Origin of the sequence: Pseudomonas sp. NPDC089407, assembly GCF_044900445.1 — a bacterium.
Classification (GTDB): domain Bacteria; phylum Pseudomonadota; class Gammaproteobacteria; order Pseudomonadales; family Pseudomonadaceae; genus Aquipseudomonas.
In genome coordinates this window covers 33,993-60,834 of the sequence record NZ_JBJDNB010000032.1, presented here as the reverse complement: position 1 = coordinate 60,834, position 26,842 = coordinate 33,993, and the positions used below count along the sequence as shown (strand labels likewise).

Here is a 26,842-nt window from a genome sequence, read left to right as displayed (position 1 = left end):
CACCACCATGTACAAGCTCGCTCCCTTAAGTGCCGCTATCGTCCTGGCCCTCGCAGGTCAGGCCATGGCTGCAGACAGCACCTCGTCCCAGACCCAGGACGGTAAGGAAAACATCGCCGAAGTCAGCCAGACCCTGGCGCCCTTTGCCTCGGCCACCCAAAACCAGACCGGCAAGGGCCACAACCACCTGGCGGTGCAGGCCGAAAGCACCAGCGATATCAAGCAGACCGCGACCGGTTCGTACAACGCCGGCTACGCCGAGCAGTTGTTCGAGAACGGCAGCCAGATTACCCAGCAGGCCGGCGGCTCTTACAACGATGCCTTCGCCAGCCAGTCGCTGGGCATCAACAACCAGGCTGAGCAAACCCAACAGGGCAGCGAAAACAAATCGACCGTGTGGCAGGACGGCCAGGACGGCAGCAAGGCCACCACCTTGCAATCCGGCCAACGCAACGAAGCCTTCATCGAGCAGACTTTCGGCGGCCTCAACAACAAGAGCACCATCAACCAGGCCGGCCAGGGCAACTATGCGGCTGCCGAACACCTGAACCACGTCGACGGCGACATCCAGGTCTATCAGGACGGCCGAGACAACTTCGCCTACGGCGACCAGCGTGATGGCACCGGCGGCACCATCGGCATCGGCCAGTACGGCACCGGCAACTCGGTGGAAGTGTGGCAGGACACCCAGATTGGCAGCCAGGCAACCGTGACCCAGTCCGGCCAGCTCAACGAAGGCATGATCGACCAGAGTTTCGGCAGCGGTAACAAAGTCAGCCTGTCGCAACAGGGCAAGGCCAACGCCAGCTGGTCAGACCAGTTTGAGACCAACAACTCGAACACCACCATCAGCCAGACGGGTAACAACAACCTGCATTTCACCTACCAGAACGGTGAGAACCTCAACCTCACCATCAACACCAAAGGCAATGGCAACACCATCACCGCCAGCAACTGGAAAGGCGCCAAGATGGGCGGCCAGTTCGGTACCAACCAGAAAGCCACCATCAACCAGGACGGCAACGGCAACGGCGTCAACCTGACCCAGAACGGGGAAAACCAGCTTGCCACGCTGAACCAGAAAGGCACTGGCAACCAGATGCAGACCAAGCAGGCCGACAGTAACAACGAGCTGTACTTCGAACAGAACGGCACCGACAACATCCTGATCGCCGACCAGCGCGGTACCGACAACTACGCCTACGGCAACAGCCAGGGCACCGGCAACTCCATTACCCTGGACCAGTCCGGCTACAGCAACCAGAGCATCACCAACCAGCTGTACGGGGGCGGCAACGACGCCAACATCAAGCAAGTTGACAGCATGAACGTCGCCTACGTGACCCAGGGAGGCCAGGGCAACAGGGCGATCGTCGACCAGAGCGGTATAGCCCAAACCGCCACCATCACCCAGCTGGGCAGCACGAACCTGGCCACTGTGACCCAGAAGTAAGCGTCTCCCCCTTGAACCGCGGTGCTCCTCTCCCTGGTACCGCGGTTCCTTTTTATTCTGCACCGTTTCCTGTTTGTTTTACTGGCCTCTGCGCACAGTGTGGGAGCCGCGCTTGCCGGCGATGGGTTGCGCAGCGGCCCCAAAGTGTCAAGTCAATTATAATCCGTCAGAATGGTGTCGCCTGCATTGGGGCTGCTTCGCAGCCCATCGCCGGCAAGCGCGGCTCCCACAGAGAACCGCGTCAAATCCCTGCCAAGCGCACTACAATGAACCATCCACAGTGCGATACCCAGCCCATGATCCAGTCCGACCTCGACCTGTTCGGCCCCCAGCCGCAACGCCTGGCCAGCCATACCGTGCTGCTGCCCGGCTTCGCCCTGGCCGAGATCGAACCGCTGCTCGATGCCCTGCGCCCAGTGCTGCGCGCTGCGCCGTTTCGGCACATGCACACGCCAGGTGGCCTGCGCATGGCGGTAGGCCTGAGCAACTGCGGCGCACTGGGTTGGGTCAGCGACGAACAGGGCTACCGCTACAGCCCCTATGACCCGCTCAGCGGCCGCCCCTGGCCCGCCCTGCCCCCCGTACTGCTCACCCTGGCCGCCCGCGCCGCCGCCATGGCCGGTTTCGACGGCTTCGTCCCGGATGCCTGCCTGGTCAACCATTATCTGCCCGGCACCCGCCTGAGCCTGCACCAGGACCGCGACGAGCAGGATTTCAGCCAGCCGATCGTGTCGGTATCGCTGGGCCTGCCGGCGGTATTTCTGTTCGGCGGCCTGCAGCGCGCCGACAAGGCCCAACGTATCCCGCTCAGCCACGGCGATGTGCTGGTCTGGGGTGGCGAAGACCGCTTGCGCTTCCATGGCGTGCAGCCCATCAAGCCCGGCGTGCATCCGCGCCTGGGTGAACGACGGATCAACCTGACCTTGCGCAAGGCCGGCGCCTGATCATTGCCAGGAATCGCTGCGCTGGTGCGCTTTTGATGAACGTACATGAAACACGTTGAACATCTTGCTCAGGCAAGCTTCAAATAATAAGTCGCACCGTCCCTTGCCAGGAGCCAGCCATGCCCAACCCGCCCTGCCCTACAAGCCTTCGCCACGGAGCTGTGCACCGATGAAGATGCCCGGCCGCGCGCCCAATGCCTCGCTGCAGCTCGATTACGTACGCGACACCCTGTTCGGCCCGGTGGCGCAAAGCGTCGAGTGCCAGTGCCAGTTGGCCCCACTCAACCTGCAAGGCCGCCCGGCACTGCGCCTGCATATTTGCCCGCCATTGCCCGACAAGGTTGACCGCGCCCATAGCGTGGCGTTCATGTGGGACGGGCGCAGCTACCATGGCGTGGTGCGTGACCAGGGCAAGTGCGGCGACGGCGGCCTGAACTTGTTGGTGGAGCTGCAGTAAGCCGATCAACGGCAGCCAACCTGGCTGAACCGGCCAAGCATGGCGTGTCTCCATAGCTAAAGGGCCTACGCCCTGCGGAGAACGCCATGAACAGTCCATTGCTCAAGCTCTTCACTCACCCTGCCGACGCCTGGCTGGAAATTCGCCGCGCCGAGGAAGATCACCCCCAGCAATACCTGCCGCGCCTGCTGGTGCTGGCGTTGATCCCCGCCGTGTGCCTGTTCGTCGGCACCACCAGCTTCGGCTGGAGCCTGGCAGCCGAAGAGCGGGTGCGCCTTAGCATGGGCAGCGCCGCGCAACTGGCAGGCCTGCTGTATGCGACCACTGTAATCGGGGTAATGCTGATGGGGGTGATGATTCGCTGGATGTCGCGCGGGTTCGATGTGCAGCCCAACCTTAACCAATGCATCGGCTTTGCCGCCTATTGCGCCACGCCGTGGTTCTTTGCCGGGGTTGTCGGCCTGGTGCCAATGCGTTGGCTGGCGTTCGCCGCGCTGATGGCCGCTTCGGCCTATGCCAGCGTCCTGCTGTACGGCGGGTTGCAGACCTTTCTGCGGCTGAAGAAGGAACAGGCGATGCTGTTCGCGACGTGCGTGTGGGGTGTTGGGTTACTGCTGCTGGTGACCATCCTGGTGGCGATGATTCTGTTCTGGTTCAACGGCCTGATGCCTGAATACGTACGCCCGGCCAGCCTGGGCTGACCGGGGCACGGCGGGCGCGCTCAGGCAATGGCCTTGAGTGGCGCCGGGTGGCTGTCTCTTAACGTATGCAGCTGCCCCACCAGGTTGACCAGGTCACGGCAACTGTTGAGGCTTTGCAGCGGGACCCCGCTGAGGGTCACGCCCTCTTCGAGACTCTGGCCCTGACCCAGGCGGATGGTCAGGTTGGCGCCGTCCGGGCAGCTGACTTCACAGCGATCTGGCAGGCAGGCCTGTTCAATCAGCTGCCGCATTTCTAGCATCGAAACTCCAATCAACGACATGGTACGACCCTCTCTGTGGGATGGCCTGTTGTGTGGAAATACGCCTTTGTCGGGCGGGGCGCCAATTAATAATGCGCATGCCCGGGCAAGCGTCCATGCGCCAGGGCAATGATCATGCGGGGAATCCTCTAGCACCTTAGTGGAAGATTGCCCGCCTGGGCCAAGTGTTCGAATGCAATGGCCTACTTAACGACGAGTGGTCCCGGCGGGCCCCAGTGATGCCCAAAGATGCTGCGCCGCGTAAGCTCGCCAGGGTCGCCAGGCCAGTGCCCGGTCGGCCAGTTGCGCCTGTTCACCTGCCAGCAGGCGCAACGCCTTGATCAAGGCCACATCACCCAATGGCAAGGCATCTGCCGCGCCTGCCTGGCGCAGCGCCAGGTAATGCGCACTCCAGGGGCCGATGCCTTTAACACGGCACAGGTTGCGCAGCAACTGGTCCAGCAGTTGCCCAGGGCTAAGCAGTTCAGGGTTGGCAAGCAAGGCGTTGGCCAAGGTACCGAGGGTGGCGGCGCGCGCCTTGGGCATGCCCATGTTTTCGAATTGCGCGGCGGCCAGAGTGGTCAGTATCGGGAACACATGGGTCAGGCCCGAAGCCGGCAAACGCAGCGGTTCGCCATGGCGCTGCACCAGGCGGCCAGCCAGGGTCATGGCCCCGGCCACGCTGATCTGCTGGCCCAGCACGGTGCGCATGGCTTGTTCGCACGCGTCCCAGCCTTGCGGTACGCGCAGGCCTGGGCGCTGTTCGAGCAAGCTTGCCATCAACGGGTCATGGGGCAGCACCGCGCTGATGCGTGCGGGGTCGGCGTCAAGGTCGAAAACTCGCCTCAGCCGGGCAATAAGGCCGGGGATCGCCGATGAAGGAGCGCCTTCGAGGTGCACGCGCAGCTGGTTGCGCATAGGGGTAGCGCGCAAGATTGCATGTTGGCCAGCGACGGTCAGGGTGCGGCGGTAGGTGCCGTTGTCGAAGGCTTCAATACCGGGAATGCAGCGGGCGGCGAGGAAGGCTAGGGTCGAAGGCCAATGGTAGGGGGCGCGATAGCGCAGCCACAGGGTGTGGTGGCTGGGATTTGAAAATGATCGGCGCACGGCGTGCAGGGTGGAGAGTTTGGGCATAGGTGGATGATGCCAGAAAAGCTGGGGGCGCTTTGCGCCCCAATCGCGACGCAAGGCCGCCCACAGGGTGGACGCGAACTTTTGTGGGAGCGGCCTTGCGTCGCGATTGGGCTGCAAGGCAGCCCCCGCTTTTTCAGCCTTGCATCTGCCCGAACCGCCCGGCATGGAAATCGTCGAACGACTCGGCAATTTCCGCCTGGCTGTTCATCACGAACGGGCCATAACCGACGATCGGTTCATCGATCGGCTCACCGCTAAGCAACAGCACGCTGGCACCGTCCAGTGCCTCTACGCTGACATCCTCACCTGCCCGGTCAAGCAGTACCAAGCTGGCCGGCCCGGCTTCGCGCTCGCCGTTAACCCGCACATTACCGCGCAGCACCACCAGCGCCGCATTGCGCCCGGCGGCCACTGGCAGTTGCAAGCTGGCGCCAGCGTTCAGCCGCAGGTCCCAGACATCCATCGCGGTAAAGGTCCGTGCCGGCCCCTGATGGCCAAGGTAGTCACCGGCAATCACCCGCAAGCTACCGGCATCAGCGTCCAGCGCCACGACCGGGATGTCTTCGGCCAGCAACGTCTGGTAGCCCGCCGCTGCGCGCTTGTCCCGCGCCGGCAGGTTGACCCACAGTTGCACCATCTCCAGCGTACCGCCACTGCGGGCAAAGCCCGGGGCATGGAACTCTTCATGGATGATGCCGTTGGCAGCGGTCATCCACTGCACGTCACCGGGGCCGATCAACCCACCCGCGCCGGTGGAATCGCGGTGCTCCAGCTCGCCCTGGTAGACGATGGTCACCGTCTCGAAACCACGGTGCGGGTGCTGGCCGACGCCACGTCGCGCACGGGTCGGGGTGAAATCATGCGGGCCGGCATAGTCCAGCAACAGGAACGGGCTGATGCGGCTGGCCAGGTTGTCGTAGGTGAACAGGCTGCGCACCGGGAAACCATCACCTACCCAATGGGCGTGAGGGCTGCGGTGGATACCCAGAATGTTTTTCATGAGAAGGCTCCTCTCTCGATTGGGGTAACCTTATCAGTGACAACAATAACTCTGTAGACAGGAAAAACAGCACTAATCGTTCTACCAGCGGAACAACCCCTAGCATTTTAAAAACACAACGCATGCAGGATCGGATGCCCCGGATACTGCGCTCTCAGCCACTGCTCGAGCTTTTCAGAAAAAGCATTGCCAATCGCTTTGATCTCGCGATACACCGGATCGGCCGATGCGTGAGCAGCAGATAACTGGTCTAGGTGCTGACGATAGTGGGCTGAGGAAATCAATTTCAGGAAAACGGCGTACCATTCGAATAGCTGTTCAGTATGCTCATTAGACTGTCCAATTGTTGCCAGGCGTTGCAAAGGCGTGTGAGCCAACAGGTATTCAAACCGTCTGACTCTTGCATGCGCAGGTAGGCCGAAGGCCTCGGCAATCACGACGATGCCTCCGATGAAGAGCAGTTTTCGAGAGAACTGCAGTTTGATGTTACGTACGCCCCAGGCCTTGCCTTCAGCCTGCTTCTCTTCAAAATTTGCCATCAAGGTTCGGTAATAGCGAACGAGATCATTGAGCATGAATCGCGAAAGCCCAGCGCCTTGCTCGCCAGGCACGTATCGGCGCAACAAGTCGTTTTTCCAGTGATCGTGTGCAGCATCCCCAAATAATGAGCAGCCCTCGAGCAGCAACAGCATTCGCCGGGTCAGCGCAGTACTGCTTTCACGCTTCCACCCCATGTGGCAACTCAAATTGGAGTACAGGGACAACGCGTCCCTGCCGAATTTCGCATGGTCGCTCTCACCCCGCTGGCTGAGGGGGCGAACATGAGCGCTGACCTGATTCAAAATCGCCTGCAACCGCTCATCTGGCAGGCGACCGTCATGGACGATAAAGAAATCGATGTCCGATACGCACGAAGCTTCACGCCGTCCATAAGACCCGACTGCAACGACAGCCAATGGTGACTGGCCTACCAAGGGTGCAACAGTCTCTTTCAGGGCTCGCCGTAGCGAATCGATGACCTTGCATGAGTACTCAAAACGCTTTCGCAAATAAGGAGGTTCCAGCACGGTGTGGTGGGTCATTGGCGTCTGCTCGGGAAAAAACCAAGCGTACTGACGACTCGCACACGCGCACTGCCTGGAAAACTACCCCTCAACAGCTCCCAGCAGGAAGGCAATCACCTCTTGCGCACACTGTTTGGGGTCTTCCTGCATGAAGCAGTGCCCACCGGCGACCTGCTGCGCGCTGACATGGCGGTTGAGCGACACCAGGCGGCTCACCGAGTGTGGCACGAAGGGATAAGTGTGTTCGCCATACAGCACGCGGGTCGGTGTACTGATTGCGCCTAGGCTGGCCCACATACGCTTGGGGAACGAGCTGAAGATTTCCACTTCGCGGCTGGGCCGGCACTTGAGCACCACCGACTCGCCGCAATCACCGATGGCATGCTCCACATAGGCCTGCAGCGCCGCATCGGTCCAACCTTTGAAAATGCCACGGCCTTGCAGCGAAGCCAGCGCCGCTTCGCGGTCAGGCCAATGGCTGCGGCGGCTGGCGGCCTTGCGCGCCAAGGCATGGCGCTGGTGCAGGCCGACCAGTGCGGCCGCGCCCATCACGCCGAGCATGCGCCGGCTGAACAATACCGGGTCGAGCAGCACCGCACGCGCGAACAACTGCGGGTCGCTGGCCAGTATCAGCCCGGTGAGCACGCCACCAAAACTATGGCCTACAGCAAACCGCGGAACGTCGGCATACTCGCCCCGCCCTGTTTCAAAGGCTTCCACAGCCAGTGCCGCCGTGCGGTTCCAACCACGAAACACGCCCCCATGGTCACTGTCACCGTGCCCCTGCACGTCACAAAGCCACAGGTCGAAATGCTCGCCCAAGCGCATCAGCAACGGTTGGTAAGCCAGGCAGCAGAACCCGTTGCCATGCAGAAAATGCAGCAGCGGCTTACCAGTGGCCGGCGTCCGCCAGCCACGCAAGGTAAAGCCTTCGGCGCATTCGTGGGACCAGGGAATCAACTGCATGGGCGTGCTGTACTCGCGGGGCTAAGAAAACGCCGATTCTACAAACAGCAGCGGGTACAGTGAAACCACCAGCAGCAGGGCCATCAGGACATTGAACAGCATCAGCCAGCGCGGGTTCTGCAACAGGTTGCGCAAAGCGCTGCCGAACATCACCCACACCCCCACGCTGGGTAGGTTGACCAAGGCGAACAGGGCCGCGATGACCCAGGCCGACTGCCAGCACCATTACCATGAACCCACAGCTGATGCCCAAGGCATGGGGAATCGAGCGGCGCACGCCGAAGTTCACCCCCGACGCAGCAACATGGTGTTGTTGGGGTAATCGAAGACACAAAGGCAAACAGCACAAAGGCGGGCAGCAGGTCGGCAGAGGCAAGCATTGGCGGGCATTCCACTTTTTTTACAGGTGCTGTCACACTAACGGAGTCGCCCTCTTCGCTACCCTGGATCAAGGAAGCCGTTCCATGAGCCTCACCATTCGCCCCGCCGTTCGCACCGATGCCGCACAGATTCTGGCCTTCATCACCGAACTGGCCGAGTACGAGCGCGCCCGCCACGAGGTGGTTGCCAGCCTTGCCGACATCGAGCACAGCCTGTTCGACGCAGGCAGCACGGTGCACAGCCTGATCTGCGAACGCGATGGCCGGGCGATCGGCTTTGCCGTGTACTTCTACAGTTACTCGACTTGGCTGGGGCGCAACGGTATTTACCTGGAAGACCTGTACGTAACGCCCGAGCAGCGCGGCGATGGTGCTGGCCGGCAGGTGCTGCAGCACATTGCCCGCGAGGCGGTGGCGAACAATTGCGGGCGGTTGGAATGGAGCGTGCTGGACTGGAACGAGCCGGCGATCGGCTTTTATCAGAAGCTGGGGGCCGAGGCGCAGGATGAGTGGGTGCGTTACCGGCTGGATGGGGAGAAGCTGGCGGCGTTTGCCCGCGGTTGAAAGCTCGGTTTGCGCGCTCAGTTGTAGGAGCGGCCTTGTGTCGCGATAGGGCTGCACAGCAGCCCCGGCAATCTGCGCGTTTGTGCTGAGAACCTGGGGCTGCTTCGCAGCCCTATCGCGACACAAGGCCGCTCCTACAAGGTCCAGCGCAAGCCTGATTAATCACTTCTGCCGCCACACCGCCCCGGCAATCTCGACCCGCTTTGGCAGCAACTTGTTGTCAAAGAACAACTGCGCCGTACGCTGCTGTGCCGCCACCATCGCCTCACTCACCGGCAACACCGGTGACGCCGGCCGGTGGCTGAAACTGCGCCGTACCACCTCCTCCGGCAAGCCCATGAACTGCGCCAACAGGCGAATGCTGCCGGCCTCGTCACTGCGGGTAAGCGCTTCGGCACGGCTGATTTCCTCCAGCAACTCGCCGACAAATGCACCATTGGCCTCGACATACGGGCGCGCGCCGAGCATGAACGGCCCGATCAACCCCAGGCCCTGGCCGTCAGCCAGCAACCGCGCCTTGCCTTCCAGGTCGATGGCCGAATAGAACGGGTCCCAGATCACCCAGGCATCCACGCTGCCGCGCTCGAATGCCGCCCGGGCGTCAGCCGGTGCCAGGTACACCGGCTGCACCTCAGCAATGCCCAGCCCTGCCTCGGCCAGGGTGCGCAGCAACAGGTTGTGTGCACTGGAGCCCTTCTGCAGGGCAATTCGCTTGCCCTTGAGTTCACCCACAGCGGTGATCGGGCTGTCTTTGGGCACCAGTATCACTTCGGCCTGCGGTTTCGGCGGCTCGGCACCGATGTACAGCAGGTCGGCCCCCGCCGCCTGGGCGAAGATCGGTGGAATATCACCGGTAGAGCCGATATCGAGGCTGCCGATGTTCAAGGCTTCGAGCATCTGCGGCCCGGCCGGGAACTCGATCCACTCCACCCGGGTATGGGCAAAACGCTGTTCCAGCAAGCGATGCTGCTTGGCCAGTACCAGGCTGATCGAACCTTTCTGGTAGCCGATTCGCAGCGCCTGTGGGTCTGCAGCCTGGGCCGTACCCATGCCACCCAGCAGCAACAACATGGCAAGGTGTAGCACGCGCATCGCTTACTCCTTCCAGTCGGTCGAAGGTTTTTCCCACAGGTTGATACCGCCTTCAACGGCGTACTGGTCGATGGCCGCCAGTTCCTCGCCGGTGAACGCAAGGTTGTCGAGCGCGGCGACGTTCTCGGTGATCTGCTCGGGCCGGCTGGCACCGATCAGCGCCGAGGTCACCCGCGGGTCGCGCAGGGTCCAGGCCAGGGCCAACTGGGCCAGGCTCTGCCCGCGCTGGCGAGCAATCTCGTTCAGCGCGCGGGCACGGGCGATGTTGGCTTCGGACAAATGTTCTGGCAGCAACGAACCGCCACCCGCGCGGTTGACCCGGGCGTCGGCAGGGATACCGTTCAGGTACTTGTCGCTGAGCAGGCCCTGGGCCAGCGCGGTGAACACGATCACCCCGGCGCCGACAGCGTCGGTCGTATCGAGCAAATCGCGCTCGATCCAGCGGTTGAACAGGTTGTACGAAGGCTGGTGGATCAACAGCGGCACCTTCAGCGCCTGCAGCAGCGCCGCCATTTCAGCGGTTTTACCGGCTGAGTAGGAGGAAATGCCGATGTACAGCGCTTTGCCCTGGCGAACGATATCGGCCAGGGCAATGGCGGTTTCCTCCAACGGTGTGTCGGCATCGAAACGGTGTGAATAAAAGATGTCGACGTAGTCCAGCCCCAGGCGTGCCAAGCTCTGGTCGAGGCTTGCGATCAGGTATTTGCGCGAACTGCCACCCTGCCCGTACGGCCCCGGCCACATGTCCCAGCCAGCCTTGCTGGAAATGATCAGCTCGTCGCGGTAACTGCGCAGGTCTTCGCGCAGCAACCGGCCGAAGTTGCTCTCTGCGCTGCCATAGGGCGGGCCGTAATTGTTGGCCAGGTCGAAATGGTTGATGCCGGCATCGAACGCGGTGTGCAGCAAGGCGCGTTGAGTCGCGATGGGGGTGGCGTCGCCAAAGTTGTGCCACAGGCCCAGCGACAGGGCCGGCAGCACCAGGCCGCTGCGGCCGATACGGCGGTAAGGCATGCGCGCGTAGCGCTCGGGGTTGGCAGAATAGCTCATGGTTGGCCTCGATCGGCAAAGAATGGATTGGCCGGGCGCGACAGGCCCAGGTGTTCACGCAGGGTGCGGCCTTGGTAGTGCCGACGGAACAGCCCGCGGCGTTGCAATTCGGGCACCACCTGGTTGGCAAAATCCTCAAGGCCCAGCGGCAGGTGCGGTACCAGCACATTGAAACCATCGGCCGCACCGCCTTCGAACCAGGCTTGCAGTTCGTCGGCGATCTGCACCGGGGTGCCGACCAGGCTGTAGTGCCCTCGCCCACCCGCAATGCGCCGGCCGAGCTGGGCCAGGGTCAGGTGTTCGTTGCCGGCCAGCTCGGTCAGCAGTTGTTGGCGACTGCGCTGGCCGTCTTCGGTGGGCGGCAAGTCCGGCAGCGGGCCATCGAGCGGGTAGCCGGAAAGGTCGAAGTTACCGAGCATGCGCCCCAGCAGGCCAACCCCCACTTGCGGGTCGACCAGGGCCTGGAACGCCTCGTACTTGTCCTCGGCCTGCGCCTGGCTCTGCCCCACCACCACGAACACCCCGGGCATCACCTTCAGCGAATGCTCGCCCCGACCATGGCGCGCCAGGCGGCCCTTGAGGTCGGCATAGAAGGCCTGGGCGCGGGCCAGGCTCGGCTGCGCGGTAAACACCACTTCGGCGCTTTGCGCTGCCAGCTCGCGGCCGGTTTCGGACGAACCGGCCTGGACCAGTACCGGCCGCCCCTGCGGCGAGCGGGCCACGTTCAGGGGGCCTTTTACGCGGAAGTGTTCACCGGCGTGGTCAAGGCTGCGGACGGCATGCGGGTGGTGGAACAGGCCGCTGGCCTTGTCGCGCACGAAGGCATCATCCGCCCAGCTGTCCCACAAGCCCTGCACCACCTGCTGGAATTCCTGGGCCCGGGCATAGCGCTCGGCATGCGGAATATGCGCCTGACGGCCAAAATTGCCTGCTTCGGCGGCGGCATCGGAGGTGACCAGGTTCCACCCGGCGCGCCCTGCCGACAGATGATCCAGCGAGGCGAACTTGCGTGCCACATGGTATGGCTCGTTGTAGCTGGTGGTGGCCGTGGCGATCAGGCCGATGCGCTCGGTGACTGCACTCAGTGCCGACAATAACGTCAGCGGTTCGAAGTACACCGAGCGGGCGCTGTGGCTGGCCAATGGATCAGTAGGCGCAGCCACGCTGTCGGCGACGAACAGCGCGTCAAAGCAGGCCGCTTCGGCGATTTGCGCCGTGCGCCGGTAGCTGGCGAAATCCAGCGGGTCGGCTGGTACGTCCGGGTGACGCCAGGCGGCCACATGGTGACCGGTAGCCATGAGGAAGGCACCCAGGCTCATTTGGCGGGGCATATTGATCTCCTTTTGCGCAATATCCATGCTCATGAAACTGCACATCACTCAATGAATTAGCAGGGCCCCTGTAGGCGCGGGTTCACCCGCGAACACCGGCGCAGCCGGTGCCATATCCCGCGTTACAAAGCCCTTCAGCCTTAAAAATCCTTGCGCAGTTGCACACCGAAATAACGCCCGTCATCCCGCGGCACCGAGCGGTAGATGTAGTCGCCGCCACTGGCCAGCATCTGCGCGTACGACTTGTCGCCCAGGTTCTTGCCCAGCAGCGCCACGCGCCAGCCGTCGTTGTAGTCGGCCAGGGCAATGCTGGCGTTCCAGATGCCATAGGCGCCCTGCACGGTGTCCGGGTTCTGGTCGAGGCTGAACTGCACCGAATCCTGCCAGCTGTAGTCGCTGCTCAGTTCCACATCCAGGCCGTTGTCCAGCGGGATCACATAGTCGGCGCGCAGGTAGGTTTTCCAGTCCGGGGTGAACGGCAAGCGCCCACCGTCGATGTTGCAGTTGGCCGCGGCACCCACCGGGCAGTTGAAGTGGTCGACGCGGGCCTTGGTGTAGGCCGCGGCAGCCGACAGTTTCAGCCTGGAAGTCGCCTGGAAGCTGGCGTCCAGCTCCACGCCCTGTGTCTTGACCTTGCCGGCATTCACCAGGCGGGTGACCACCTGGTTGGCCACGGTGTCGAAGAAGTTGGCCTGGTAGTTGTCGTAATCGGTGTGGAACACCGCCAGGTTGGCGCTCAGGCGCTGGTCCAGCGCGGTGCCTTTCAGGCCGATTTCGTAGGCGTCGGAGGTTTCCGGCTTGAGCGCTTCGGTGTCGCGCGGCTGCATGTTGAAAAATACGTTGTAGGCCGGGCCCTTGTAGCCACGCGAGTAGGTAACGTAGCCGGTCAGGTTGTCGGTGAAGTCGTATTGCAGGCCGGTGCGCCCGCTCCAGCCATCTTCGTCGACCGAGCCGGAGCTGGCCGTCGAGGGCTGGATGCCGGTGACCGCCGCAGCCGAGGTGGATACGCGGCGGTGGTCGTACTCCAGGTCATCGTGGGTCCAGCGCAAGCCGAAGATGGCACGCAAATCATCGGTGAAGTTGAAGGTGTTCTCACCGAACAAGGCGACACTGTCGTTGGTAGTGGAATAGTCGGCACGGCCGCTGTTGGCGACACCGCCGTTGACCGACAGGCGCTGGTAGGTTTCGTTGGACGTGCCGTGCATGTAGAAGGCACCCAGCACGTACTCGTTGAACTGCCCTTTCGGCGAGGTCAGGCGAAACTCCTGGCTGTACTGGTCGTAGTCCACCGTGCCTTTGTCGTGCGACGCCGTCACCGGGAGCAAGGCACGGCGGTCACCGTCCTGGTACTGGGTGTTGTCCCAGCCGCGCCAGGCGCTGATCGAGGTCAGCGTGTAGTCACCCAGTTGCCAGTCCAACTGCGCCGAAAGCCCTTGGTTTTCGTCTTCGACATGGGTCTTGAAGTCGCTGTTGATGTCACGGTTGTGCGCGCTTGGTGTTACCGGGCGCAACTGGCTGGCAATGGCGGCACTTGCGCTGGTGACCACCCCGCTGGGCAAGGTGTCTTCGCCCTTCATGTAGTCGGCGATCAAGGTCAGGCGCAGGTCTTCACTGGGCTCGAACTCCAGCTTGCCGCGAGCACCCTTGCGTTCATAGCCATTGACGTCGTGGCCATTGGCAACGTTCTCGACATTACCGTCGTACCCACCCCACAAGGTGCTCAGCGAGCCTTTCAGTTGCTCGTTCAGGCGCCCGCCGATACCAAAGCGCAGGCGGTTTTCATCGCCGCCGCCGAAGTGCGAGTAGTCCACATAACCTTGGGTTTGCTCAGGGATCGCCTTGCTTACTACGTTAAGCACACCCGCCGAGGCATTCTTGCCGAACAAGGTGCCCTGCGGGCCACGCAGTACTTCGATGCGCTCAAGGTCGAGCAGGTCAAGGGTCGACTGGCCCGGGCGACCGAACACCACGCCATCCACCACCGTGGCCACCGTCGGCTCGACACCTGGGGATGTGGAAATGGTGCCAACGCCACGAATGAACAGTGATGTGTCCTTATTGGAAGCGCCGGCACGGTAGTTGAGGGTGGGCACCTGCTGGACGATGCTGGCGATGTTGTTGCGATTGTCACGCTCCAGCTGCTCGCCATCGATGACCGACACCGCCACCGGCACTTGTTGCAGGGTGGCTTCGCGGCGGGTGGCGGTAACGGTTACCGCGCCCAAGGCAGTGGCTTGCGGAGCGCCCGCCTCAGCTGGCTCGGCGGCCTGCGCGGCCTGGCCGACAGCCGCCAGCAGAATGGCTGCAGCAAGCGGCCGACGTTGGGTTGCGGGGAATGGGATACGGCTTTTGTGCATGGTGCTCACTGCCTCGGGAAACCAGACCAGGCCCCTGCTTGCGGGGCCGAGATGAAGTTGCTGGGGTTGTCTGGTCTCGCTCGTGCGAGTGGCAGGCGCTTGCCAACAGCGGCGCTTGTTAGCGCTAACATCAGCAAGTATCAGAGGTGGCCGATTAGCACGTCAAATACTTAAAAGTATGTTTTATATGCAATAAAGCTATTTGCCATGCTGTGTCTCGTTAGCGCTACCATCGCGCCATTTCCCCAGGAGGCAGCTCGGTGAGCCAAGACAAGGATCCACCCCGCAAACGCCGTGGTGCAGGCCGCGTCACCCTGGCCGAGGTAGCGCGCGCAGCTGAGGTTTCGGCGATCAGCGTGTCACGCTACTTCAACCAGCCAGACCAGGTATCCCTGCCCTTGCGCGAGCGCATCGAGGCCGCTGTGCAGGCGTTGGGCTATGTACCCAACCTGGTCGCCGGCGGCCTGGCCTCGGCGCGCGGGCGCATTGTCGGCATGGTGATCCCGAACATCTCCGGGCCGATCTTTGCCCAGACCATCCAGGCCTTCAGCGATACCCTAAGCCGGCATGGCTACCAACTGCTGCTGGCCTCCAGCTATTTCAGCGAGGCGCAAGAAGAAAGCGCCGTGCGCGCTTTTCTCGGCTGGTCGCCGGCGGCACTGGTGGTGACCAGCCACTTCCACAACCCGACCACCGAGAAGCTGCTGGCCGATGCCGATGTGCCGGTGGTGGAAATCTGGGACTACTGCCCGGATCGCGCGCCTGTGCAGGTAGGTTTCCTGCACCACCAGGTAGGCGTGCAGGCTTGCCGCTACTTGCTGGACAAGGGCTACCGGCGCATCGCCTTCGTGCAGAACAGTGCGCCCGGCGACCTCAGTGCCCTGGAGCGCCGCGATGGCTACATCGAGGCACTGGCTCAGCGCGGCCTGGAACCCTGGGTGTTCGTGCCTTCGGCCGACTGCGCGCCGTTCGAGGCGGGCAAACAGGCCATGGACGCCTTGATCCGCCGTGACCCGCGGCCCGAGGCGATCATCTTCGCCAACGACAACTTGGCTGCCGGCGCCCTGCTGGCGGGTCAGCGCGCCGGTTTGCGGCTGCCTGAAGACATGGCGATCGTCGGCTTTGGCGATTACCCCTTCGCCGAGATGCTGTTGCCCAGCCTGACCACCCTGCGGCCACCGTCGAAGGAAATTGGCGAGGTGGCTGCGTTGCGGGTGCTGCAGCATCTGGGTGTGGCGGCGTGCGAGGGGGAGGTGCAGCGGCTGAACTTGTTGACGTGTGAGTTGGTTGCCCGCGAAAGCGGCTGAAACGCAAGTCGAGACAGGTGCTGTGACAATCCTCGCGACACAAGGCCTCACTTACAAGGGACCGCGCAACCCCGGCCTATTACGCGGTCCTTTGTAGGAGCGGGTTCACCCGCGAAGAGGCCAGCACAGCCGCCTCTCACCTGAAGAAACGCCCCATGCCCTGCTGCAACTGGCAATTTTGCCAGTTGCAAACTTGCCTGCTCCGCTTCAGGGTTTAGCCAAAAGCGGGAAGATGCATGCATGAAAAATTTTTATCAAAAAAAAACACTAAACACCCTATTGATGTCTAATGGCACGACCCAGTTATTCGGCCACGACCGCCAAATACAGGCTATAAAAGCAACCGCCTTACGCAGCATAAGTTTACTCGCAACAACGCATATGCATTCACCCATGGCTGCCCAAGACTCTAAAATCTTTCATCCTCTGGTAAACAATCCGTTCGGCTTCATGAGTCTGCCTGAAGGGCAGACTGTTGGGTTCAATGGAGAGCGTATTGACATGCAGAGCTGCATGTATGCATTGGGCCAAGGTTATCGTTGGTATTCAACAGCATTGATGAGGTTTGCCAGCACTGACAGCGTGAGTCCCTTCGGCGCAGGGGGTATCAATGCTTATGCTTATGCGCTCAACGACCCTGTCAATCACTTTGATCCGGACGGTCATATTACCGTTGGCCCAATGATTCACGGAATAAAGATGCGACGTTTCCATCGCAGCTTTGAAAAACTGATCACTATCGACGACAAATTCGGCGTGTATAGATCTCAAGGCAGCCTCTTCAAGAAACCGAAACTACTTGTATACGCGCACGGCAACGAAAACGCCCTCAATATCGGCGGCGAATCCTTGGACGCACGCGAATTCACAGATTGGCTCCATCAAAACCGAATAAATTCCAACCGCTATAGAAAGGTTGTTCTGGCCAGTTGCCTGAGCGGCTTGGGATTCGCCCAGGAATTTGCAAATATCAACACGATCAAAGTTAAAGCGGCCCCCGGTAAAATTGATGGTGCGATGATTGACGATGTCATTAAAGGCAGGTCTATGTTTGGGTTACTATCCGAACCCTATGAAGGCATGCCTAAAGGCTCTCCAGATCGACCCTGGGCCTACGAGTTTGAGCGCTTTACGCCCCAGAAGGCGGCAATCCGAGGGTCGTAATACCGAACAACGTGGCGAAACGCTATAATGCACCACTGCACAGGCCTAAAGTACAAGCTGTAGCGCTGGCAATTGACGCCACGCCCGCCCCATGCTCTCCTTATGCCTCACGTTCAGGTGCCCCCACAGGGGGTGAAACGGGAAACCGGTGCGTCGCAGGCCCTCATCAGGGCCGGGCAATTCCGGTGCTGCCCCCGCAACGGTAAGCGAGCGAAACGTCTGTACCACTGTGCCTTGTAGTGCGGCATGGGAAGGTGACGTTTTTCCAGGAGCCCTGCTTCTCCTCGCAAGCCCGGAGACCGGCCTGGCGTTCATGAACACCCCGCGGTGGGCGGGCGCTGTTGCATTCCCCTGGGTTTCCATGCCTGGGGCTGCCGCGCTTGCCCATTGCCCATAAAAAGCAGAGGAACGCGTCATGCCCGTCACCAGCACCAAGCCTCACAGCCTAGCCACCCCCGTTACCCTCAGCCAGCGCGTAGTCATCGCTGTCGGCGCCAGCCTGCTGGGCATTTGCCTGGTGTACTTCGCCGGTTTCTCGCACATCGAGGCCGTGCACAACGCCGCCCACGACACCCGCCACAGCGCCGCCTTCCCCTGCCACTGAGTAGCCCCGATGATTACGCGCATTGCCCGTACCGCGGGCTTCAGTGGGCTGCTTGCGGCCTTGTTGCTGACCTTGCTGCAAAGTTTCTGGGTCGCCCCGCTAATTCTTCAAGCGGAAACCTACGAGTCCTCGGCCCCGGCCGCCCACCACGAACATGGCAGCGAAGCGCCTGCCCATGAACACAGCGCCGAAGCCTGGTCGCCGGAAGACGGCTGGCAACGTGTGCTGTCTACCACCGGTGGCAACCTGGTGGTGGCGGTCGGGTTCGCCCTCATCCTCGCCGCCCTGTACAACCTGCGCGAGCCAACGCGCGCCGGCACGGGCGCCTTGTGGGGCCTGGCCGGCTTCGCCGTGTTCTGCCTGGCGCCAACCCTCGGCCTGCCGCCGGAATTGCCGGGTACCGCGGCTGCCGACCTGGGGCAACGCCAGGCCTGGTGGATCGGCACCGCCGGTGCCACCGCCCTGGGCCTGGCGTTGCTGGTGTTCGCCCGCCACTGGCTGCTGAAGGCGCTGGGCGCCGTGCTGCTGGTGATCCCCCATGTGATCGGTGCTCCGCAACCGGACGTGCACGAGAGCCTGGCCCCCGAAGCACTGGAAACCCAGTTCAAGGTGGCCTCGTGGCTGACCAATGCTGCCTTCTGGCTGGCCTTGGGGCTGCTCAGCGCGTGGCTGTTCCGCCGCTCCAGTCAGGCCTGATGCCGGCCTTCTACGCCGGTTTCGGCTGCCGCCGGGGTTGCCCGGCGGATACCCTGCAGCGCGTACTGTGCCAAGCCCTGGACAACCTGGGCCTGGCACTGGCTGACCTGCGCGGCATCGCCAGCATCAGCCTGAAGGCCGACGAACCCGGCTTGCAGCAATTGGCCGAACGCCTCGGTTTGCCCCTTGTGCTGTACCATAGCGAGCAGTTGCAAGCTTACGAGCCACTACTCAGCCACCGCTCCGCCACCGCCCATGCCCACACGGGCTGCTGGGGCGTGGCTGAGAGCGCAGCGCTAGCCCTGGCCAGCCAACAGCCAGGCACGCCCCGACTGCTGCTGACTCGCCAGGTTCTGGGCCCGGCGACCCTCGCCCTGGCCTGCTGAACGTTTCATCCCTCTTTTTTGCAAGGACACTCCATGACCGTCTACTTCATCGGCGCTGGCCCCGGCGACCCGGAACTGATCACGGTCAAAGGCCAACGGCTGATTCGCCAGTGCCCGGTGATCATCTTTGCCGGCTCGCTGGTGCCTGCCGCCGTGCTCGAAGGCCACCAGGCCGAAACGGTAATCAACAGTGCCGAGTTGCACCTGGAGCAGATCATTACGGCCATGCACCATGCCCACCAACAAGGCCAGGATGTGGCCCGGGTGCACAGCGGCGACCCCAGCCTGTACGGCGCGATCGGCGAGCAGATCCGCCACCTGCAGGCCTTGGGCATCGACTACCAGATCATTCCCGGGGTCACCGCCACGGCGGCCAGCGCTGCCTTGCTCGGCTGCGAACTGACCCTGCCTCAGGTCGCGCAGACGGTGATCCTCACCCGCTATGGCGACAGCTCGCCCATGCCGCCCGGCGAGCAACTGGGCGATTTGGCGCGCCATGGCAGCACGCTGGCGATTCACCTGGGGGTCAAGCACCTGTCGCGGATTGTCGACGAGTTGCTGCCGCACTACGGCGGGCACTGCCCGGTGGCCGTGGTACACCGCGCTACCTGGCCGGACCAGGACTGGGTACGCGGCACGCTCGGCGACATCGTCGAGCGCGTGGCCGCCAAGGGTTTTCGCCGCACGGCGCTGATCCTGGTCGGCCACGTGCTGGGGGATACGCCGTTCGCCGAATCGGCCTTGTACCGCGCTGGCCACGCCCACCTGTATCGCCCTGGCGACTAAACGTTGCCAGCCTTGTCATGGGCGTAGCAGACTCCGGGTTCCCGCCTGCGAACAGGAGCCACGCCCATGCTGCAATTACGCCCCAACTGCGAATGCTGCGATACCGACCTGCCGGGTGACAGCCCCGACGCGCTGATCTGCTCCTTCGAATGTACGTTCTGCCGTAGCTGTGCCGAATCCCGCTTTCAAGGCCGCTGCCCGAACTGCAGTGGCCAGCTGGTAACTCGCCCAACGCGGGTCGGCCTGGCGCTCGCTAACAACCCCGCCTCGACCCTACGTGTAGACAAAGCCCACACCGCCTGCGCTTGACCGCCTCAAAACCCGGACATCACCGCTTTGACAGGGTGATGTTTTCCCGTTATTTGTAGGAATTTTCAACAACAAGCCCGGGAACTATCAACACTTCTATACTCGGCATTACCAAACTTCGGGATTGGCCGTATCGTGCTGCGCTTCCGATTAACCCACTTGCAGACGTATTCCTGAGTGATCCAGGAAGCGGACCACATCCCGACAGGAGTTTCCTACATGACAACCGTGCTGATCGTCGACGACCACCCTATCGTCCGGCTTTCCCTGCGACTTCTGCTGGAGCGTGAGCGTTTTCATGTTATCGGCGAAGTCGGCAACGGTAGCGAAGTAGCGCAGGTAGCCCGCGAACTGCGCCCGGACGTGGTCGTCCTGGACATCGGCCTGCCGGGCCTGGACGGCATGGAAGTGATCAAGCGCCTGCAATGCCTGGAGCCCGTACCGAAGATCATGGTGCTCACTGGCCAGGCCACCGACCTGTACGTGCGCCGCTGCCTGGATGCCGGTATCGGCGCCTTCGTCACCAAGGAAGAAGACCACGAAGCGCTGCTGTTCGCCCTCAAGGCCCTGGTCAAGGGCTACTCCACCTTCCCGCAGATGTCGGTCAACAGCAACTCGCTGGAGAGCGAACCGGTGCGCCTGAGCAGCCTTTCCAACCGGGAAATGGAAGTATTGCGGCGCCTGGCACGCGGCGAGAACAACAAAAACATCGGCACTTGCATGAACCTCAGCGCCAAGACCATCAGCACTTACCGGGGCCGCATCATGGAAAAGCTCAAGACCGAATCGCTGGTCGAAATGGTCGATCTGGCCAAACGTAACAGCGTCTACTGAGCTCCCTGCCATGAAACACCTGCTGGCGAGCATTCTTTTGGCCATCGGCCTGGTCAATTCCGCCGGGTTGCTGGCCAGCAGCGAACCTCGCCAACTGCTAGCCCGTTCGGCCAGCGCCGCTGCCCCGCTGGCACTGTCCAGCGACGACCGCCTGTGGCTGCAACGACACCAGCACCTGGTACTGGGCAGTTCACGCCCGGACTACCCGCCCTTCGAAATCAACATCAGCCCGCGTGACTACGAAGGTTTGAGCGCCGATTACGCCGGCATCATCGGCGAGCAGCTGGGCATCGACATCGAGGTGCGTCGCTTTGACAGCCGTCACGAAGCCATCACCGCCCTGCGCGAAGGCCGCATTGATCTGCTGGGCAGCTCCAACGCCTTCGAGGCAGCAGACGCCCAGCTCAGCCTCAGCACACCTTATGCCGACGACCTGCCTGTGATCGTCACCCGTGAAGGGCGCAGCTTGAAAAACACGCCTGACCTCGCTGGCCTGCGCCTGGCCATGGTCGATCACTACTTGCCGGCCAGCAGCGTGCGCAGCCTGTACCCCAAGGCACAACTGAGCCTCTACCGCTCGACCCTGGCCGGGCTTGCGGCCGTTGAACTGGGCGAGGCAGACGCCTACCTGGGTGACGCCATCAGTACCGACTTCATGATCGGAAAAAGTTTTCAAGGCACATTGAAAATCGACCACTTTTCCCCGGCTGCCCCCGAGGCCTTTGCCTTTGCGCTGGCAAGCGACAGCCTGCGCCTGCGCCAGTTGGTCGACAAGGCGCTGGCACGCATCAGCGAAAGCGAACGCCTGAACATCCTGCGCCGCTGGAGCAGCGGCAACACCAGCCTGCTGTTGCAGCGCCACCTTGCCGCCCTGAGTGACGAGGAAGAAACCTGGATCGCCGAGCACCCGACCGTCGACGTGCTGATCAACACCGCGTTGGCGCCGCTGACGTTCAACGATGCCCAACACAACCCCAGCGGCATTACTCTCGACCTGCTGAAGCAGATCGGCTTACGCACAGGGCTGCAATTCAACGCCGTCGAAAGCACGTCCGCCCATGCCATGGTCGAACGCCTGAACCAAGGGGACGCACTGATGATTGGTGCCTTGGGCTACGGCGCCGACCGTTCGAAACAACTGCGCTACACCCGCCCGTACCTGGTCAGCCCAAGGGTACTGGTCACACGCAACGACAATACGGCGCCCGCACAGGCCAAGGCTTTGGATGGCCAGCGCATCGCTGTGGTAAGGGGCTCGCCGCAACGCGCCGTCCTGCAGCAACGCTACCCGCAGGCCCGGCTGATAGAGGTGGATAACCCGCTGGGGCTGATGGAGGCCGTGGCCAATGACCGCGCCGACGTTGCCCTGAGCAGCCACATCAATGCCGCCTACTACATCAGCCATGTGTTCAAGGACCGCTTGCGCATCGCCAGCGTACTTGACGACGAGCCGGCCATTGCCGCCTTTGCCGTGGCGGCCGATCAACCCCAGCTACAGGCCATCCTCGACAAGGCATTGCTGAGCATTCCGCCCGAAGAGCTCGACCAACTGATCAACCGCTGGCGTACCAGCACCCTGGTCAGCGACAGCCCGTGGCGCGACTACCGCACCCTGGCTTTGCAGGTGCTGGTGCTGTCGGCGCTGCTGCTGGCCGGCGTGGTGTTCTGGAACAGCTACCTGCGCAAGCTGATCAACCAGCGCACCGAGGCCCAGCACGCGCTGCAAGCCCAGCTGGCGCTGAGCCGCGGCCTGCTCGAACAACTGCGCCAGGCCAAGGACGATGCCGAACAGGCCAGCCAGACCAAAAGCACCTTCCTGGCCACCATGAGCCATGAAATCCGCACCCCGATGAATGCCGTGATCGGCCTGCTGGAATTGGCCCTGGAAGACAGCCGTAGCGGGCGCAGCGATATCCAGACCCTGCAGACAGCCCACGACTCGGCGCTTGGCCTGCTCGAGCTGATTGGCGACATTCTCGATATTTCGCGGATCGAGTCCGGGCACATTACCCTGCAACCAACGCCTACCGACCTGCGCGAGCTGGTGCGTGCCACGCTGCGGGTATTCGAAGGCAACGCACAGGCCAAAGGCTTGCGCCTGCACGGCGAGCTGCCTGCAGAGCCGGTCTGGGTGCTGGCTGACCCGCTGCGGCTCAAGCAGGTGTTGTCCAACCTGATCAGCAACGCCATCAAATTCACCGACCGTGGCGAGGTACAGGCCAGCCTGCTGCTGCCAAAGGTTGCCGGCCATGACGCCCTGGCAATCGAACTGGACGTGCGCGACACCGGTATCGGCATCAGCCCTGCCGACCAGGCGCGCTTGTTCAGTGCCTTCGTCCAGGCCGACGGCCCAAGGGCACGCCAGGGTGCAGGCCTGGGCCTGGTCATCAGCCGTACCCTGGCGGAACTGATGGGCGGCACCTTGGACTTGCAGAGTGTCGAGGGCGTCGGCACCCGGGTGCAGGTCAGCCTGCAACTGCCCACTTGCGCAGCCCCGGCACAAGCCGAACAGGGGCAACCGGCACATGAAAGCAGCTGCGGCCCGCTGAACATCCTGATAGTCGATGATTACCCGGCCAACCTGCTATTGCTGGAACGGCAGCTGCATTCCCTGGGGCACCACGTGACCCTGGCTGAAAACGGCGAAGTCGCCCTGGCTCACTGGCACGCCACGCGCTTCGACCTGGTGATCACCGATTGCAGCATGCCGGTCATGGACGGCCACGAACTCACCCGGCGCATTCGCCAGCTGGAGGGCGAACGCGGCCTGCCGGCCTGCCGAATTCTCGGCGTCACCGCCAACGCCCAGGCCGAGGAACGTACCCGCTGCCTGGCCAGCGGCATGGACGTGTGCCTGTTCAAGCCCATTGGCTTGCGCACCCTCAAGGCCCACCTGCCCGCGGCTCACCCCCAGCAGCCAGCGTCAGCAGCACGCCACAGCGGGTTTGACCTGGCCGAACTGCGCCACCTGACCCAGGGCGACGGACAACTGACACGGCACCTGCTCGAGCAACTGTCGATCAGCGTTGACGAAGACCTGGCAGCCTTGCGTGCGCTGGCGGCAGACGCGCCTGATGAGGCCGTGCGTACCTTGGCCCACCGCATCAAGGGGGGGGCCAAGATGATCAGGGTGCGCACCGTGGTCAAGGACTGCGAAGCCATCGAACACGCCCACGCGCAGGGCTTGCCGACGGTCGAGCAACGCGCATTGCTACAAGCCAGCCTGCAAGCCCTGCTTGACGAAATGCGCGATGCACTCGGTGCAATTGCAGCGTCGAACTGATCTGGCTGATGGCGTCCACCACGTGCCGTGAGCCTTGCTGGATTTCCATGATCACCGTCCCGGCCTCGTTGGCCAGCGCCACCCCGTGACCGGTGCGGTTCAGGCTTGACTGCATACTGGCCACCGCCAGCAGCGACAGGTCGTGGTTCTGCCGCACTACATCGACAATCTCCAGGGTTGCCTTGCTGGTTCGCGCGGCCAGGTTACGCACCTCATCGGCGACCACGGCAAAGCCGCGCCCGTGTTCGCCGGCACGGGCGGCTTCGATGGCCGCATTCAGCGCCAGCAAGTTGGTCTGGTCGGCGATACCCCGGATAGTCAGCACAATCTGCCCGATTACATCCGACTGCTTGCTGACCGCATCGATGCTGCGTGCGGCGTCGTTAAGCTCCTGGGAAATCTGCTCGATGACCTGCACCGCCTGCTGCACCACCTCAGTGCCCTTGCGGGCGCACGCGTCAGTCTGCACCGAACTGGCATGGGCAGCATCGGCGGCGCTTTGCTGGGTACAGACCTGGTGAGTGATGTCGCTGGCGAACTTGACCACCTTGTAAAGGCGGCCCTTGCTGTCGAAGATCGGGTTGTAGGAGGCCTCCAGGTAGACGGTCTGGCCTTGTTTGTTGACGCGCTCGAAGCGGTGCGAGTGGTATTCGCCACGGTTGAGCGAAGCCCAGAACTGGCGGTACTCGGCTGATTCGCGCTCATGCGCCTGGCAGAACAGACCATGGTGGCGACCCACCACTTCGTCGAGGCGGTAGCCCATGGTATCGAGGAAGTTCTGGTTGGCTTTGATTACCCGCCCTTGCGGGGTGAACTCGATCACCGCCATCGAGCGGCTGATGGCCTTGAGCAGGCTTTCGCTCTCGTGTTCCAGCACAACGCGCTGGCTGATGTCGGACGCCACCTTGATCACGCTGGTCACCTGGCGCTGCTCATCCAGTACCGGCATATAGCTGGCTTCAAGCCAGACCTCACGGCCAGCCTTGTCGACGCGCTCGAACGTACCGCTGATGGCCTTGCCCTGCCCCAGCTCGTGCCACAGTTGCTGGTACTCCGCGCTTTTTGCGTAGTCCGGTTCGCAGAACAGCCGGTGGTGCTTGCCGCGTAGCTCGTCGGCGCTGTAACCCATGGCCTGGCAGAAGCGCTCGTTGGCATCGAGGATGGTGCCGTCGGGGGCGAACTCGATCATGGCCATGGCGCGGCCGATGGCGGCCAGTTTGGCTTGTGCGTTAGCCAGCGCCTGGTGACTGCGTTGGATCTCGACCAAGTCGGACTTGCGATGGAAATCGAACATGACGCCGGGCTCCTTTATGCGCGGTTTTCTGAGCATAGATTGACTTGCGTATGTCGTGATTTTTGTAGCGCCTACAAGATCGAGCGCCGCCCGCGCGGCGCTTCGCGGGACAAGCCCGCTCCCACATTTGTTTCGGGCCAGCATTGCCTGTGCCAGGCGCGCGCGACCGCCTTGTTTGTACGACGCGATATCGAGACATGCGCCAAGGCGTTTGCGCAAATTTCACAGGAATAATTGGCCCGAAACAAATGTGGGAGCGGGCTTGTCCCGCGAAGCGCCGCACGGGCGGCGCTCGATTTCAAAACCGCCACACCTCTTCAAGGCGAACTCAAGAGCTCTCCCGCACCATCAATTCAAACCCCAGGTCCTGCTGCGCGTTGGCCACCCGCTTGCCATCCAGCAACGCCAGCAGCGCCTGCGCGGCGCCCCGACCAACGGCGGCCCGCGGCGTGCGGATCGAGGTAAGCCGCGGCACCATATGCGCCGAAGCCGGCAGGTCGTTGAAGCCGACCATGGCAACCTGGCGCGGCACTTCAACTCCTTGGCGCAACGCCTGCAGCACCGCGCCCTGGGCCAGGTCGTCGTTACAGAAAAAGATGCCATCCACATCCGGCGCCTGCGCCATCAGCTGACTGAACAGCATGCTGCCCAAGGCAATCGACGAAGGCTCCGGCGCCAATACCTCCAGCTCGGTGGCCTGCATGCCGGCCTCGTCCAACGCCTGGCGGAAGCCTTCGGCACGCTGCATTACCCGTGGGTCGAGCTGCGCGGCAATGAACGCCAGGCGCTTGCGCCCACGCTCGATCAGGTGTCGGGCGGCGGCGCGACCGGCCTGCTGCTGTGAAAAGCCGACCGACAACGCCCCTGGCTGGCCATTGAGCTCCATCATGTGCACGCACGGCACGCCGCTGGCGGCCAGCATTTGCCGCGCCGCGTCGCTGCGTTCGAAACCCGTCAGCAACATGCCGCAGGGCTGGTAGGCCAGGTAGTTGCGGATCAGGTTCTCTTCTTCGGCAAGGTCATAGTGATAGTTGCCGATCAGCACTTCGAGCCCACGCGGGCGCATGACCTCGTGAATGGCTTCCAGGGTGTCGATGAACAGTTGGTTGGACAGCGACGGGATCAACACCACCACCGACTGGCTGCGTGCCGAGGCCAGCGCGCGGGCCGCCGGGTTTGCCACATAACCCAGGCTCGCCGCAGCGGCGACGACCTTTTCCACCAGCTCCGGCGCAACCGTGCTGACCCCGCGCAAGGCGCGCGAAGCGGTAATCGGGGAAACCCCGGAAAGCCTGGCAACTTCAGCCAGGGTGGGACGACCTGTAGTACGGGAGCCGGTGCGGGACATGGATGTTGTAATTTTACTACTTGCAAGGAGAGGGAACGGCCACTAAGGTAGCGCTGTCTCAGGACGCAGGCAATGTAATCT

At 62.7% G+C, this 26,842-nt stretch carries 24 protein-coding genes, 3 pseudogenes and 1 riboswitch; of the genes and pseudogenes, 14 read left to right on the top strand and 13 right to left on the bottom strand.

The features are described from left to right. Positions 1–7: 7 nt before the first annotated feature. From ACI2KG_RS22275 to ACI2KG_RS22260, 4 genes are all read left to right on the top strand, one after another. On the top strand, positions 8–1,453 hold the full coding sequence (locus ACI2KG_RS22275; RefSeq protein WP_404663318.1) for a curlin: 1,446 nt from the start codon (positions 8–10) through the stop codon (positions 1,451–1,453). A gap of 296 nt (positions 1,454–1,749) precedes the next feature. Further along, positions 1,750–2,397: a DNA oxidative demethylase AlkB gene (alkB, locus tag ACI2KG_RS22270; RefSeq protein WP_404663332.1), complete on the top strand. Its 648-nt coding sequence runs from the start codon at positions 1,750–1,752 to the stop codon at positions 2,395–2,397. A 169-nt stretch (positions 2,398–2,566) separates the two neighbouring features. Beyond that, complete coding sequence (locus tag ACI2KG_RS22265) at positions 2,567–2,854, top strand: hypothetical protein (protein WP_400618089.1); 288 nt, start codon at positions 2,567–2,569, stop codon at positions 2,852–2,854. Positions 2,855–2,940: 86 nt separating this feature from the next. Further along, complete coding sequence (locus ACI2KG_RS22260) at positions 2,941–3,555, top strand: Yip1 family protein (RefSeq protein ID WP_400618087.1); 615 nt, start codon at positions 2,941–2,943, stop codon at positions 3,553–3,555. 20 nt (positions 3,556–3,575) lie between these two features. Here ACI2KG_RS22260 and ACI2KG_RS22255 read toward each other — a convergent pair whose 3' ends face one another. The 6 genes and pseudogenes from ACI2KG_RS22255 to ACI2KG_RS22230 form a co-directional block, all read right to left on the bottom strand. Further along, positions 3,576–3,836, bottom strand: coding sequence for a DUF1652 domain-containing protein (locus ACI2KG_RS22255; RefSeq protein ID WP_400618085.1), 261 nt, complete (start codon positions 3,834–3,836; stop codon positions 3,576–3,578). 186 nt (positions 3,837–4,022) lie between these two features. Beyond that, positions 4,023–4,949, bottom strand: a complete 927-nt coding sequence (locus ACI2KG_RS22250; RefSeq protein WP_404663317.1) for a DNA-3-methyladenine glycosylase family protein — start codon at positions 4,947–4,949, stop codon at positions 4,023–4,025. 133 nt (positions 4,950–5,082) lie between these two features. Then, a complete protein-coding gene (locus tag ACI2KG_RS22245) occupies positions 5,083–5,949 on the bottom strand; it encodes a pirin family protein (RefSeq protein ID WP_404663316.1) in 867 nt (288 codons plus the stop codon). A gap of 107 nt (positions 5,950–6,056) precedes the next feature. Next, complete coding sequence (locus ACI2KG_RS22240) at positions 6,057–7,031, bottom strand: DUF294 nucleotidyltransferase-like domain-containing protein (RefSeq protein WP_404663315.1); 975 nt, start codon at positions 7,029–7,031, stop codon at positions 6,057–6,059. 63 nt (positions 7,032–7,094) lie between these two features. Then, complete coding sequence (locus tag ACI2KG_RS22235; RefSeq protein WP_404663314.1) at positions 7,095–7,979, bottom strand: alpha/beta fold hydrolase; 885 nt, start codon at positions 7,977–7,979, stop codon at positions 7,095–7,097. 21 nt (positions 7,980–8,000) lie between these two features. Next, positions 8,001–8,359 (bottom strand): annotated as a pseudogene (locus ACI2KG_RS22230) (hypothetical protein). 84 nt (positions 8,360–8,443) lie between these two features. Here ACI2KG_RS22230 and ACI2KG_RS22225 point away from each other — a divergent pair. Next, positions 8,444–8,923: a GNAT family N-acetyltransferase gene (locus ACI2KG_RS22225; protein ID WP_404663313.1), complete on the top strand. Its 480-nt coding sequence runs from the start codon at positions 8,444–8,446 to the stop codon at positions 8,921–8,923. Between the two features lie 162 nt (positions 8,924–9,085). On the opposite strand, the gene ACI2KG_RS22220 is transcribed toward ACI2KG_RS22225, so the two are convergent. From ACI2KG_RS22220 to ACI2KG_RS22205, 4 genes are all read right to left on the bottom strand, one after another. After that, positions 9,086–10,015, bottom strand: a complete 930-nt coding sequence (locus tag ACI2KG_RS22220) for an aliphatic sulfonate ABC transporter substrate-binding protein (protein ID WP_404663312.1) — start codon at positions 10,013–10,015, stop codon at positions 9,086–9,088. 3 nt (positions 10,016–10,018) lie between these two features. Then, entirely contained in the window at positions 10,019–11,062 is a 1,044-nt protein-coding gene (gene mgrA, locus ACI2KG_RS22215; protein ID WP_404663311.1) for an L-glyceraldehyde 3-phosphate reductase, read from the bottom strand. Further along, on the bottom strand, positions 11,059–12,393 hold the full coding sequence (locus tag ACI2KG_RS22210) for an LLM class flavin-dependent oxidoreductase (RefSeq protein WP_404663310.1): 1,335 nt from the start codon (positions 12,391–12,393) through the stop codon (positions 11,059–11,061). Before ACI2KG_RS22210 ends, mgrA begins: the two co-directional genes overlap by 4 nt. Positions 12,394–12,533: 140 nt before the next feature. Continuing rightward, the gene (locus tag ACI2KG_RS22205) at positions 12,534–14,750 is read right to left on the bottom strand and encodes a TonB-dependent receptor (RefSeq protein ID WP_404663309.1); all 2,217 of its coding nucleotides are present in this window, start codon (positions 14,748–14,750) and stop codon (positions 12,534–12,536) included. A gap of 260 nt (positions 14,751–15,010) precedes the next feature. Here ACI2KG_RS22205 and ACI2KG_RS22200 point away from each other — a divergent pair, with 260 nt between their 5' ends. The 9 genes from ACI2KG_RS22200 (at position 15,011) to ACI2KG_RS22160 (ending at position 24,119) form a co-directional block, all read left to right on the top strand. After that, positions 15,011–16,057 carry a LacI family DNA-binding transcriptional regulator gene (locus tag ACI2KG_RS22200; RefSeq protein WP_404663308.1) on the top strand — a complete coding sequence of 349 codons (1,047 nt, stop codon included), beginning with the start codon at positions 15,011–15,013 and terminating at the stop codon, positions 16,055–16,057. Positions 16,058–16,297: 240 nt separating this feature from the next. Next, positions 16,298–17,221, top strand: a complete 924-nt coding sequence (locus ACI2KG_RS22195; protein ID WP_404663307.1) for an RHS repeat-associated core domain-containing protein — start codon at positions 16,298–16,300, stop codon at positions 17,219–17,221. 98 nt (positions 17,222–17,319) lie between these two features. After that, a riboswitch (cobalamin riboswitch) is annotated at positions 17,320–17,544 on the top strand. 92 nt (positions 17,545–17,636) lie between these two features. Next, positions 17,637–17,825 (top strand): CbtB-domain containing protein, encoded by a 189-nt coding sequence (locus ACI2KG_RS22190; protein ID WP_404663306.1) that lies wholly within the window; start codon positions 17,637–17,639, stop codon positions 17,823–17,825. 9 nt (positions 17,826–17,834) lie between these two features. Then, positions 17,835–18,521 (top strand): CbtA family protein, encoded by a 687-nt coding sequence (locus tag ACI2KG_RS22185; protein ID WP_404663305.1) that lies wholly within the window; start codon positions 17,835–17,837, stop codon positions 18,519–18,521. Beyond that, the gene (locus ACI2KG_RS22180) at positions 18,521–18,907 is read left to right on the top strand and encodes a cobalamin biosynthesis protein (RefSeq protein ID WP_404663304.1); all 387 of its coding nucleotides are present in this window, start codon (positions 18,521–18,523) and stop codon (positions 18,905–18,907) included. Before ACI2KG_RS22185 ends, ACI2KG_RS22180 begins: the two co-directional genes overlap by 1 nt. 33 nt (positions 18,908–18,940) lie before the next feature. Further along, entirely contained in the window at positions 18,941–19,693 is a 753-nt protein-coding gene (gene cobM / locus ACI2KG_RS22175; RefSeq protein ID WP_400618059.1) for a precorrin-4 C(11)-methyltransferase, read from the top strand. Positions 19,694–19,759: 66 nt separating this feature from the next. Then, a complete protein-coding gene (locus ACI2KG_RS22170) occupies positions 19,760–20,002 on the top strand; it encodes a DUF1272 domain-containing protein (RefSeq protein WP_400618057.1) in 243 nt (80 codons plus the stop codon). A 219-nt stretch (positions 20,003–20,221) separates the two neighbouring features. Further along, positions 20,222–20,836 carry a response regulator gene (locus ACI2KG_RS22165; protein ID WP_404663303.1) on the top strand — a complete coding sequence of 205 codons (615 nt, stop codon included), beginning with the start codon at positions 20,222–20,224 and terminating at the stop codon, positions 20,834–20,836. 10 nt (positions 20,837–20,846) lie between these two features. Beyond that, positions 20,847–24,119: a transporter substrate-binding domain-containing protein gene (locus ACI2KG_RS22160; protein WP_404663302.1), complete on the top strand. Its 3,273-nt coding sequence runs from the start codon at positions 20,847–20,849 to the stop codon at positions 24,117–24,119. Between the two features lie 46 nt (positions 24,120–24,165). Here ACI2KG_RS22160 and ACI2KG_RS22155 read toward each other — a convergent pair. The 3 genes and pseudogenes from ACI2KG_RS22155 to ACI2KG_RS22145 form a co-directional block, all read right to left on the bottom strand. Further along, positions 24,166–24,519 (bottom strand): annotated as a pseudogene (locus tag ACI2KG_RS22155) (methyl-accepting chemotaxis protein); the annotation flags it as partial. Between the two features lie 111 nt (positions 24,520–24,630). Then, positions 24,631–25,308 (bottom strand): annotated as a pseudogene (locus ACI2KG_RS22150) (PAS domain-containing protein); the annotation flags it as partial. A 433-nt stretch (positions 25,309–25,741) separates the two neighbouring features. After that, positions 25,742–26,761: a LacI family DNA-binding transcriptional regulator gene (locus ACI2KG_RS22145; RefSeq protein WP_404663301.1), complete on the bottom strand. Its 1,020-nt coding sequence runs from the start codon at positions 26,759–26,761 to the stop codon at positions 25,742–25,744. Positions 26,762–26,842 lie beyond the last annotated feature (81 nt).

Excerpts from the sequence above, each read along its gene's own strand:
- ACI2KG_RS22210 (WP_404663310.1), bottom strand. The coding sequence starts at position 12,393 with ATGCCCCGCCAAATGAGCCTGGGTGCCTTCCTCATGGCTACCGGTCAC.
- ACI2KG_RS22160 (WP_404663302.1), top strand. The coding sequence starts at position 20,847 with ATGAAACACCTGCTGGCGAGCATTCTTTTGGCCATCGGCCTGGTCAAT.
- ACI2KG_RS22275 (WP_404663318.1), top strand. The coding sequence starts at position 8 with ATGTACAAGCTCGCTCCCTTAAGTGCCGCTATCGTCCTGGCCCTCGCA.
- mgrA (WP_404663311.1), bottom strand. The coding sequence starts at position 11,062 with ATGAGCTATTCTGCCAACCCCGAGCGCTACGCGCGCATGCCTTACCGC.
- ACI2KG_RS22165 (WP_404663303.1), top strand. The coding sequence starts at position 20,222 with ATGACAACCGTGCTGATCGTCGACGACCACCCTATCGTCCGGCTTTCC.
- ACI2KG_RS22245 (WP_404663316.1), bottom strand. The coding sequence starts at position 5,949 with ATGAAAAACATTCTGGGTATCCACCGCAGCCCTCACGCCCATTGGGTA.
- ACI2KG_RS22235 (WP_404663314.1), bottom strand. The coding sequence starts at position 7,979 with ATGCAGTTGATTCCCTGGTCCCACGAATGCGCCGAAGGCTTTACCTTG.
- ACI2KG_RS22180 (WP_404663304.1), top strand. The coding sequence starts at position 18,521 with ATGCCGGCCTTCTACGCCGGTTTCGGCTGCCGCCGGGGTTGCCCGGCG.
- ACI2KG_RS22255 (WP_400618085.1), bottom strand. The coding sequence starts at position 3,836 with ATGTCGTTGATTGGAGTTTCGATGCTAGAAATGCGGCAGCTGATTGAA.
- ACI2KG_RS22205 (WP_404663309.1), bottom strand. The coding sequence starts at position 14,750 with ATGCACAAAAGCCGTATCCCATTCCCCGCAACCCAACGTCGGCCGCTT.
- ACI2KG_RS22170 (WP_400618057.1), top strand. The coding sequence starts at position 19,760 with ATGCTGCAATTACGCCCCAACTGCGAATGCTGCGATACCGACCTGCCG.
- ACI2KG_RS22265 (WP_400618089.1), top strand. The coding sequence starts at position 2,567 with ATGAAGATGCCCGGCCGCGCGCCCAATGCCTCGCTGCAGCTCGATTAC.
- ACI2KG_RS22145 (WP_404663301.1), bottom strand. The coding sequence starts at position 26,761 with ATGTCCCGCACCGGCTCCCGTACTACAGGTCGTCCCACCCTGGCTGAA.
- ACI2KG_RS22195 (WP_404663307.1), top strand. The coding sequence starts at position 16,298 with ATGAAAAATTTTTATCAAAAAAAAACACTAAACACCCTATTGATGTCT.
- alkB (WP_404663332.1), top strand. The coding sequence starts at position 1,750 with ATGATCCAGTCCGACCTCGACCTGTTCGGCCCCCAGCCGCAACGCCTG.
- ACI2KG_RS22190 (WP_404663306.1), top strand. The coding sequence starts at position 17,637 with ATGCCCGTCACCAGCACCAAGCCTCACAGCCTAGCCACCCCCGTTACC.
- ACI2KG_RS22240 (WP_404663315.1), bottom strand. The coding sequence starts at position 7,031 with ATGACCCACCACACCGTGCTGGAACCTCCTTATTTGCGAAAGCGTTTT.
- ACI2KG_RS22260 (WP_400618087.1), top strand. The coding sequence starts at position 2,941 with ATGAACAGTCCATTGCTCAAGCTCTTCACTCACCCTGCCGACGCCTGG.
- ACI2KG_RS22220 (WP_404663312.1), bottom strand. The coding sequence starts at position 10,015 with ATGCGCGTGCTACACCTTGCCATGTTGTTGCTGCTGGGTGGCATGGGT.
- ACI2KG_RS22250 (WP_404663317.1), bottom strand. The coding sequence starts at position 4,949 with ATGCCCAAACTCTCCACCCTGCACGCCGTGCGCCGATCATTTTCAAAT.
- cobM (WP_400618059.1), top strand. The coding sequence starts at position 18,941 with ATGACCGTCTACTTCATCGGCGCTGGCCCCGGCGACCCGGAACTGATC.
- ACI2KG_RS22185 (WP_404663305.1), top strand. The coding sequence starts at position 17,835 with ATGATTACGCGCATTGCCCGTACCGCGGGCTTCAGTGGGCTGCTTGCG.
- ACI2KG_RS22225 (WP_404663313.1), top strand. The coding sequence starts at position 8,444 with ATGAGCCTCACCATTCGCCCCGCCGTTCGCACCGATGCCGCACAGATT.